This window comes from Mesorhizobium sp. M7A.F.Ca.US.002.01.1.1, assembly GCF_004022955.1.
In the GTDB taxonomy this organism is placed as follows: domain Bacteria; phylum Pseudomonadota; class Alphaproteobacteria; order Rhizobiales; family Rhizobiaceae; genus Mesorhizobium; species Mesorhizobium ciceri.
Map to the genome: position 1 here is coordinate 1 of NZ_RZQE01000288.1, position 7,780 is coordinate 7,780.

The following is a 7,780-nucleotide window of genomic DNA, read 5'->3' on the forward strand; positions in this document are numbered from 1 at the left end:
GCTGACCGACTGCATCGGCTGCGGCTGCATGTCGATCGACAAATGCCCGCTGCGCAACAAGGGTGACCGGCTGGCACGCGAGGGAACGGGGGCAAGGAGGCTGGTCGCTCTTCCTTCTCCCCGTTCACGGGGAGAAGGTGCCTGAACGCAGTGAAGGCAGATGAGGGGCGGCGCCAGCATTGAGAGGTTCGCGCCGCCCCTCAACCTGCCTGCCGGCACCCTCTCCCCGTAAACGGGGCGACGAAGTCCTAGTCGGCCGCAGGCAACCGCCTGATGGTGAACTCGATCAGGTCGCCCGGCCGCTCGAACCAGCTTTCGATCTCGGTCCAGTAGGCCTGCTTGGGAAAGCGCTCGAACCATTCCTTGGCCTTGAGCCGGGCATCGGAGCGTGGCAGCACGAAGGTCTCGCGCAGGAAACCGTCGCGCGGCATACGCACGCGCTCGGCACGGCTTTGGTCGAGCCTTTTCTTTAGGCCATCCAGCGGCGGTCTTGCCGGGGTGCGCACGAAACAACTCCTTGCACCGTAATGACACTTGACCCTGTCCCCTAAGAGATTAGGGATCGCGCCGGCAAAAGACGAGTCATTTGTGGGACTCGCCGCCCCAACCGGAGACGGCATTTGGAACGACCAGAAATACCGGCGGGCCTGCCCGCCGACATCGAACAGAAGAAGATGAAGGCGCGCCTCTGGTTCGAGGCGCTGCGCGAACGCATCTGCGCCACCTTCGAGCAGATCGAGCAGGATCTTGGCGGGCCGCTGGCCTCGTGGTCGCCCGGCCGCTTCGAAAAGACGCCATGGGAACGTGACGAGGGGCGCGGCGGCGGCGGCACCATGTCGATGATGCACGGTCGCGTCTTCGAAAAGGTCGGCGTCCACACATCGACCGTCCATGGCGAGTTCTCACCCGAATTCAGGAAGCAGATGCCCGGTGCCGAGGAAGACCCGCGCTTCTGGGCATCCGGCATTTCGCTGATCGCGCACCCATGGAATCCCAACGTTCCGGCCGTGCACATGAACACGCGCATGGTGGTCACATCCAGCCAATGGTTCGGCGGCGGTGCCGATCTGACACCGGTGCTCGATCGCCGCCGCACCCAGGACGACCCCGACACGGTCGCCTTCCACCGCGCCATGCAATTCGCTTGCGAGAAGAATGTCGCGGTGGCCGATTACCCAAAATTCAAGGCCTGGTGCGACGAGTACTTCTATCTGTCGCACCGCAACGAGCCGCGCGGCACCGGTGGCATCTTCTTCGACTGGCTGCATTCGGGTGAGGACAAGGGCGGCTGGAATGCCGATTTCAACTTCGTCCAGGATGTCGGCCGCGCTTTTCTCGTCGTCTACGGCCACCTTGTGCGCGCCAACTTCAACGAGAACTGGACCGATGGCGACCGTGACGAACAGCTCATCCGCCGCGGCCGCTACGTCGAATTCAATCTGCTTCACGATCGCGGCACCATATTCGGACTGAAGACCGGCGGCAATGTCGCCGCCATCCTCTCCAGCCTGCCGCCCGAGGTCCGCTGGCCGTAACAAAATGGTGAGCCCGACGTGAGCCGCATTGATGTCCCATTCGCTCGAAATGGGCATGGAATGTGGCACACGGTGCGGCGAAAAATTTCTTTTTCGTCTAATAGGCTCTTGAAAAGACTGGTCTATTTGTGGCGCGGGGTCGGGAAGCGCCGGCGGTTCGCCTGCGCGCAATTTCAGGAAAGTGCGAAACGGCTTTCCGACCGGAATTGCGTCAAGACAAAGCGAGCCGCGACCCGACGCGACCGGACGGCCCAAGACGACGCGGGACATCTTCGTCAAAAAGATACCCGCCTTTCCAGGAGTACTTCGCAATGCGCAAGATCATTGTTTCGGCGGCCGCCGCTGCCCTTCTCGCTTCCGGTTCGGTGGCGTTCGCCGCCGTCAAGCACACCACCGGGACGATCAAGACCTTTGACACGACGGCCATGAGCCTGGTCCTCGACGATGGATCGTCTTTTACGCTTCCCAAGACCTTCAAGGATCCTGGCCTGCAGGTCGGTGAAAAGGTCCGTGTCTCATGGGACATGAGCGGCAAGAAAAAGATTGCCGAGGCTGTCAAGATCGCCAAGTGAAGGCCTGCCCGCCAAAACGGGACGAGACGAGGGCGGAGCGATGCTGCTCCGCCCTTTTGCCGTTGACGGCAACCAATACCACCCCATCTGTGTTATGCTTCTCACCCGTTCGCGGTCCGCGGTTTCAACCCTGGAACCGGACATGGGCCAAAAAAGTGCCGGAGCCTCGACCAAGCTCCACGGAGAAAAGGAGAAATCTCATGAAGGAATTTCACTGCGGGTCGCTCGTGCCCGGCTGTGACTGGCACACACGTGCCGACGAGGAAGCCGAGGTCATGCGCCGTGCCGTCGAGCACATGCGCGAGACACATGGTGAGACGGTCATCCGCGAGACGATGATCGAGGCGATCCGTTCGCGCATCGAAAAGACCCGCGACGCGGCCTGATCTACCCGGCCTGCAAGGCTTCGGCGGCGCGCTTGAGGAGCGCGTCGCGATCAGGGGCAAACCCGGCTTCGACCCATTCCGCTTCGAGATTCCTGAGGATTTCGCCGAGTTTCGGGCCTGGAGTTGCGCCGAGCGCCGTCAGATCGGCACCTTTCAGCGGAAACAACGGCTTTTCCCATTTGGTGGCGAAGCCAAGCAGGCGCGAAAAGCCACCGGCTTCGAGCAGCGCCTCATTGTCCTCGACGGCGCGCATCCTGGCTGCCGCAAGCGACAGCCGCAGACGGTCGACAAACCCCTGCCGGTCGCCGCGATAGAGCCTTTTTGCCAGTTCGCCCTCGGTCGTCTTCGGCTCGACGGCGGTGGCGAGCGCCCAGTGGCGCAGGCGATCCGCTTCGGCGGTCGAGAGTTTGAGCCGCTCGGCGAGCGTCTTCATGCGAGCGGCATCGGGCGGCACGATCGCTTCCAGTCTGAGCAGCGGGTCGGGTGCCCAGCCCAGATCCTTGCCGGCCTTGGCCAACCCATGGATGGCATCGATACCCCATTTCTCGCTTTCCGGCAGCGCCGCGGTCAAGACACCTGCCTGCCGCATCCAAAGCAGCGCCCGTGACGGATCGGGCGCCGACAAAAGTTTCTTCAGTTCCGACCAGATGCGCTCGGACGAAAGCTGGGCCAGCCCTTCCTTCAGACGGGCGCAGGCTTTCAGCCCCTCGGCGTCGGGCCGTCCGTCGCCGTACCAGGCGAAGAAGCGGAAGAAGCGCAGGATGCGCAGGTAGTCTTCGCGAATGCGCGCTTCCGGGTCGCCGATGAATCGCAGCCGGCGCGCCTCGATGTCGGCAATGCCGCCGACCAGGTCGACCACCTTGCCATCGGCCTCGGCATAGAGCGCGTTGATGGTGAAGTCGCGCCGCTCGGCATCGAGCTTCCAGTCGCGCCCGAACGACACTTTCGCGCGCCGCCCGTCGGTTTCGATATCGGCGCGCAAGGTGGTGATTTCATAGGGCTTTCCGCCGGCAACCACGGTGATCGTCCCATGCTCGATGCCGGTTGGCACCGCCTTGAACCCTTCCGCTTCGGCGCGGCGGAGGGTTTGCTGCGGCAAGCAGGTGGTGGCGATGTCGATGTCGGCGACCGGCTGGTCCATCAGCGTGTTGCGCACCGCGCCGCCGGCGACTCGCGCCTCTTCACCGCCTTCGGCCAATGCGAACAGCAGGCGCTGTAGATGCTTGTCGGTGAGCCAATCGGCCCTGCCCGCGATCGAGACACTCACGCATAGAGCCTTTCATAGAGAGTACGAATGATGCCGGCGGTGACGCCCCAGATGCGCCGGTCGCCGTAAGGCATGTCGTAGAAGAACCATTCGAGATCGTTCCACATACGGCTGTCGCGCTTGTGGTTGGCCGGGTCCATCAGGAAGCGCAGCGGCACTTCGAAAGCGGCATCGACCTCGTCTGCGTTGAGCGTCAGTTGGAAACCGGGCCGCACGATGCCAAGCACCGGGGCGATGCGGTAGCCGCTGCCGGCGACATAGTCGGGCATGCGGCCGATGATCTCGATGCCATCTCGGCCAAGCCCGATCTCCTCGAAGGTCTCGCGCAGCGCCGCCGCCTCAGGGCTCGGATCGGTCGGATCGATAGTGCCGCCGGGAAAGGCCACCTGCCCCGAATGGCTGCGCAGCTTTTCGGCCCGTTTGGTCAGAAGAACCGTCGCATCGCCCTCATGATCGACCACCGGGATCAGCACCGCGGCATTGCGCAGCGCCTTGCCCTGGTTGAGGCGCGGATGGCCGGGGTTGAAGCGATGGTCGCCATAGTCGTCGTCGCCTGCATGTGCATCGGGCTGCACGGCAAAGCGCGCGCGAAAATCCGCGGATGAAAACGGCGCCGGCGTCACCTGGTCCATCACGCGCTCAGCCGCTTCAACTGGTCCGCCGGCATGATCGGGAACACGGCGCCCTTGGAGCGCACCGCGAACATCGTCTCGCCGCCGATTTCGATCTCCTCGCCATGCCCGACCAGTTCATACATCACCGGCCGCGCCACCAGCGCCTCCAGACGGCCACGCACCAGCACATAGGGCTTCAACCCGCCGGTCTCGTTCTCATCGACAAACCGCAGCGGCCGTTCCGGCCCGGCTTCGACGACGTCGCCGACATTGGTGCGGAAGGTGATTGTCTGCGCCTCGCCGCTGCCCGAAACGTCCATTTCGACGGCGATGAACGGCGCATCGGCGACGCGGATGCCGACCTTTTCTACCGGTGTCACCAGATAGGTCCTGCCATCGGCGTCCTTGCGCAGCACCGAGGAGAAAAGCTGCACCAGCGGCATGCGCCCGATCGGCGTGCCCAGATAGAACCAGGTGCCGTCGGCCTTGATCTCCATGTCCAGATCGCCGCAGAAGTCGGGATTCCAGCGTTCGACAGGTGCCGCGCCCTTGCCGGCACGGGCGGCGCGCGAGATCAGCGCCTCGAGACCACGCGCCTCGGTGGCATCAGTCAGGCTTTCTTCACGATGTCCCAAGGGTCCCGTCATGGTCACGAAATAGTCACTGTTGTTCCGCTTGTCAGCCTAAGTCTGTGATTTAAGTTTCGATGTAGGCGCCACGCGAGGCCGAATCGCGGCAACTTATGGTATGGTGCAGCCGTTGTTCCAGCCATGGTATTCCAACCACAAGGATCGATGCGGCATGAGCGTGATGGTCAAGGAAAGCCCGATCAGCGAAAAGGACATGATCGCCGAGGCCGAGAAGGCGCTTGCCGACATCTCCCGGATCCGCGACGGGGTCGGCCGGGTCATCTTCGGACAGGAAAGCGTCGTCGAGCGCACGCTGGTGGCGCTGCTGGCCGGTGGCCATGCGCTTTTGGTCGGCGTGCCGGGTCTCGCCAAAACCAAGCTGGTCGAAACACTTGGCATCGTGCTCGGCCTCGATTCGCGTCGCATCCAGTTCACGCCGGATCTGATGCCGTCCGATATCCTCGGCTCCGAAGTGATGGAGCAGGACGAGACCGGAAAACGCTCCTTCCGCTTCATCTCCGGGCCGATCTTCGCCCAGCTGCTGATGGCCGACGAGATCAACCGCGCGTCGCCGCGCACTCAGTCGGCGCTGCTGCAGGCCATGCAGGAATACCACGTCACCATTGCCGGCGCCCGCCATGACCTGCCGGCGCCCTTCCACGTGCTGGCAACCCAGAACCCGCTGGAGCAGGAGGGCACCTATCCGCTGCCCGAGGCACAGCTTGACCGCTTCCTGATGCAGGTGGACATCCTCTATCCCGAAATCGAGGCGGAGCGCCGCATCCTTCTGGAAACCACCGGCATCGAGGACGCGAAAGCGCAAAACGTGCTGCAGCCGGTGCGGCTGAAGGAGATCCAGACGCTGATCCGCCGCATGCCGGTGCCTGAAAGCGTCGTCGAGGCGATCCTGACGCTGGTGCGCTCGGCGCGTCCCGGCCAAGGCAATGCCGAGACCGATAAGAACGTCGCCTGGGGTCCCGGCCCGCGCGCCAGCCAGGCGCTGATGCTGTGCACAAGGGCGCGCGCGCTTTACGACGGACGGCTGGCGCCCTCGGTCGACGACGTCCGTGCGCTGGCCGAGCCGGTGCTGCAGCATCGCATGGCGCTGACCTTCGCCGCCCGCGCCGAAGGCACCAGCGTGCGTGACGTGGTGGCGAAACTCGTGAAAGGGATTTGATGCCGCGCATCGGCGAGGTCCAGGCTCCGGCAGCGACGCGCGACGCGCTCGCCCGTGGCCGGTTGCGGGCCTCGCTTGTGCCAGACCTGCTGGTCGAGGCGCGCCGTATCGTCAACACCGTGATCGCCGGCTGGCACGGCCGCCGCAAGCGCGGCATCGGCGAGAATTTCTGGCAGTTCCGGCCCTATGTCGAGGGCGATTCCTCGCGCATCGACTGGCGCCGCTCGGCCCGCGACGACCACACCTATGTGCGCGACCGCGAATGGGAAGCCGCCCATACCGTCTGGCTGTGGGCCGACCCCTCGCCGTCGATGCTCTACAAATCGACAGGCGCCAGCGTTTCCAAGCAATCGCGCGCGCTGGTGCTGGCGCTGGCCATGGCCGAGCTGTTGTCGCGCAGCGGCGAACGCATCGCCTGGCCGGGCCTCACCGACCCGTTCACCGCCCGCAACGGCGCCGAACGAATTGCCGCCCAGTTGATGCATGCCGGCGAGCTGCCGGCAAAACCCGACCTGTCCGACATCAGGCGCTTCTGCGACATCGTCATCGTCAGCGACTTCCTCGATCCCGTCGAGGAGACGATGGCCTGGCTCGACGTGCTGGCCCGCCACGGCGTGCGCGCCCACCTGATCGAGGTCGCCGACCCGGCCGAGGAGACCTTCCCCTATGCCGGCCGCACCGAATTCACCGATCCCGAGACCGGCGACAAGCTGACCGCCGGCCGCGCCGAAATGCTGGGTGATGAGTATCGCCTGCTCTACACCGCCCGCCGCCACGAACTGGCCGCCTGGTGCAAGCGGCTTGGCTGGAGCTTTACCGTCAACCACACCGATCGGCTCGCCTCCGACGCGCTGGTGCGACTGCACATGGCGATGACCACTGATGGCCCCTCGGTCAGGCCGACCGCTGGCGGTCGTGCAGGCATCGCTGGTGGCGATCGGCCAGGAAAGGCTGTCGCATGAGTTGGCTGCCGCTCTCCTTTGGCGCCCCCATGGTGCTGTGGGGCCTGCTGGCACTGCCGGTGATCTGGTGGCTGCTCAGGCTGACGCCGCCCAAGCCGCAGACCGAGATCTTCCCGCCGCTGAAGATCCTGGCGCGCGTACTGAAGCGCGAGGAGACGCCGCAGCAGAGTCCGTGGTGGCTGACGCTGCTCAGGCTCTTGATGGCGGCCCTCATCGTCGCGGCATTGGCCGACCCGGTCTTCAATCCGCGTGAAAAGCTGCCGGCCGAAGGAGCCGCCCTTGCCCTGGTCATCGACAATGACTGGGCAAGTGCCGCCGACTGGGGCAAACGCGTCGCCACCGCCGAGCGGCTGATCAACGACGCCGGCTCCAACGGCGTGCCGGTCGTCATCGCCTTCACCGCCGAAAAAGCCAATGCCGAGATCGGCCCGTTCGATGCCGCCACCGCCCTTGACCGGCTGCGCGCCGCCAAGCCGCGGCCGATCCCGACCGACCGGCCCGCCGTCTATGCCCGCGTCGCCGGCGTGCTGGAGACCTTGCCCGGGGCCAGTGTCGCCGTGCTTGCCGACGGCCTGGCGGCAAAAGGCGATGAAGCCGCCTTCAACACGCTTTTGTCGAAAAATGCCGCCCGTGTCGTC

At 64.8% G+C, this 7,780-nt stretch carries 10 protein-coding genes and 1 pseudogene; 7 read left to right on the forward strand and 4 right to left on the reverse strand.

The window, feature by feature from the left end; translation table 11 throughout:
• Positions 1-145: pseudogene (locus EN932_RS23685) on the forward strand (redox-sensitive transcriptional activator SoxR); the annotation flags it as partial.
• A 103-nt stretch (positions 146-248) separates the two neighbouring features.
• Here EN932_RS23685 and EN932_RS23690 read toward each other — a convergent pair.
• A complete protein-coding gene (locus EN932_RS23690; protein WP_013529975.1) occupies positions 249-506 on the reverse strand; it encodes a hypothetical protein in 258 nt (85 codons plus the stop codon).
• A 114-nt stretch (positions 507-620) separates the two neighbouring features.
• Between EN932_RS23690 and hemF the strand changes: the two genes are divergently transcribed.
• The 3 genes from hemF (at position 621) to EN932_RS23705 (ending at position 2,493) form a co-directional block, all read left to right on the forward strand.
• Positions 621-1,535 carry an oxygen-dependent coproporphyrinogen oxidase gene (gene hemF / locus EN932_RS23695; protein ID WP_024504549.1) on the forward strand — a complete coding sequence of 305 codons (915 nt, stop codon included), beginning with the start codon at positions 621-623 and terminating at the stop codon, positions 1,533-1,535.
• 311 nt (positions 1,536-1,846) lie between these two features.
• Positions 1,847-2,107, forward strand: coding sequence for a DUF1344 domain-containing protein (locus EN932_RS23700; RefSeq protein WP_013529973.1), 261 nt, complete (start codon positions 1,847-1,849; stop codon positions 2,105-2,107).
• A gap of 200 nt (positions 2,108-2,307) precedes the next feature.
• Entirely contained in the window at positions 2,308-2,493 is a 186-nt protein-coding gene (locus tag EN932_RS23705; protein ID WP_013529972.1) for a DUF1059 domain-containing protein, read from the forward strand.
• Between the two features lies 1 nt (position 2,494).
• Here the strand turns inward: EN932_RS23705 and EN932_RS23710 are convergent, their stop codons facing one another.
• Genes EN932_RS23710 through EN932_RS23720 form a run of 3 tightly spaced genes read right to left on the reverse strand, consistent with a single transcriptional unit; the run spans position 2,495 to position 5,021 of the window.
• Positions 2,495-3,760, reverse strand: coding sequence for a CCA tRNA nucleotidyltransferase (locus EN932_RS23710; protein ID WP_127388290.1), 1,266 nt, complete (start codon positions 3,758-3,760; stop codon positions 2,495-2,497).
• A complete protein-coding gene (locus EN932_RS23715; RefSeq protein ID WP_063168849.1) occupies positions 3,757-4,392 on the reverse strand; it encodes a CoA pyrophosphatase in 636 nt (211 codons plus the stop codon). The genes EN932_RS23710 and EN932_RS23715 overlap by 4 nt, the downstream gene beginning before the upstream one ends.
• A complete protein-coding gene (locus tag EN932_RS23720; RefSeq protein WP_013529969.1) occupies positions 4,392-5,021 on the reverse strand; it encodes a DUF1285 domain-containing protein in 630 nt (209 codons plus the stop codon). Before EN932_RS23720 ends, EN932_RS23715 begins: the two co-directional genes overlap by 1 nt.
• Positions 5,022-5,175: 154 nt before the next feature.
• Between EN932_RS23720 and EN932_RS23725 the strand changes: the two genes are divergently transcribed.
• From EN932_RS23725 to EN932_RS23735, 3 genes are all read left to right on the forward strand, one after another.
• Positions 5,176-6,180: a MoxR family ATPase gene (locus tag EN932_RS23725; protein WP_013529968.1), complete on the forward strand. Its 1,005-nt coding sequence runs from the start codon at positions 5,176-5,178 to the stop codon at positions 6,178-6,180.
• Positions 6,180-7,142, forward strand: a complete 963-nt coding sequence (locus tag EN932_RS23730; RefSeq protein ID WP_013529967.1) for a DUF58 domain-containing protein — start codon at positions 6,180-6,182, stop codon at positions 7,140-7,142. Before EN932_RS23725 ends, EN932_RS23730 begins: the two co-directional genes overlap by 1 nt.
• A partial coding sequence (locus EN932_RS23735) for a BatA domain-containing protein (protein ID WP_206618955.1) occupies positions 7,139-7,780 on the forward strand: 642 nt, incomplete at its 3' end. The genes EN932_RS23730 and EN932_RS23735, both read left to right, overlap by 4 nt.

What these genes read in the sequence shown, in the direction of transcription:
- EN932_RS23700 (WP_013529973.1), top strand. Translation starts at nt 1,847, where the DNA reads ATGCGCAAGATCATTGTTTCGGCGGCCGCCGCTGCCCTTCTCGCTTCC.
- EN932_RS23705 (WP_013529972.1), top strand. Translation starts at nt 2,308, where the DNA reads ATGAAGGAATTTCACTGCGGGTCGCTCGTGCCCGGCTGTGACTGGCAC.
- EN932_RS23715 (WP_063168849.1), bottom strand. Translation starts at nt 4,392, where the DNA reads ATGGACCAGGTGACGCCGGCGCCGTTTTCATCCGCGGATTTTCGCGCG.
- EN932_RS23720 (WP_013529969.1), bottom strand. Translation starts at nt 5,021, where the DNA reads ATGACGGGACCCTTGGGACATCGTGAAGAAAGCCTGACTGATGCCACC.
- EN932_RS23725 (WP_013529968.1), top strand. Translation starts at nt 5,176, where the DNA reads ATGAGCGTGATGGTCAAGGAAAGCCCGATCAGCGAAAAGGACATGATC.
- EN932_RS23730 (WP_013529967.1), top strand. Translation starts at nt 6,180, where the DNA reads ATGCCGCGCATCGGCGAGGTCCAGGCTCCGGCAGCGACGCGCGACGCG.